The following is a 489-nucleotide window of genomic DNA, read 5'->3' as shown; positions in this document are numbered from 1 at the left end:
GGGGGCAACCCTGATCCAGCCATTCCGCGTGAGTGAAGAAGGCCTTCGGGTTGTAAAGCTCTTTCGGCAGGAACGAAACGGCGCGCTCTAACATAGCGCGTTAATGACGGTACCTGAAGAAGAAGCACCGGCTAACTACGTGCCAGCAGCCGCGGTAATACGTAGGGTGCGAGCGTTAATCGGAATTACTGGGCGTAAAGCGTGCGCAGGCGGTTGTGTAAGACAGGTGTGAAATCCCCGGGCTTAACCTGGGAACTGCGCTTGTGACTGCACGGCTAGAGTATGGCAGAGGGGGGTGGAATTCCACGTGTAGCAGTGAAATGCGTAGAGATGTGGAGGAACACCGATGGCGAAGGCAGCCCCCTGGGCCAATACTGACGCTCATGCACGAAAGCGTGGGGAGCAAACAGGATTAGATACCCTGGTAGTCCACGCCCTAAACGATGTCGACTAGGTGTTCGGTGAGGAGACTCATTGAGTACCGCAGCT

At 56.0% G+C, this 489-nt stretch carries 1 rRNA gene; it reads left to right on the top strand.

Annotation, left to right across the window (positions count from 1 at the left end):
- Positions 1-489: ribosomal RNA gene (locus NMQ14_RS19630) — 16S ribosomal RNA — on the top strand; the annotation flags it as partial.

The sequence above is a fragment of the Methyloversatilis sp. XJ19-13 genome, assembly GCF_024580155.1.
Classification (GTDB): Bacteria; Pseudomonadota; Gammaproteobacteria; order Burkholderiales; family Rhodocyclaceae; genus Methyloversatilis.
Note: the sequence above shows the minus strand (reverse complement) of the source record. Positions and strands in the feature narration are given on the sequence as shown.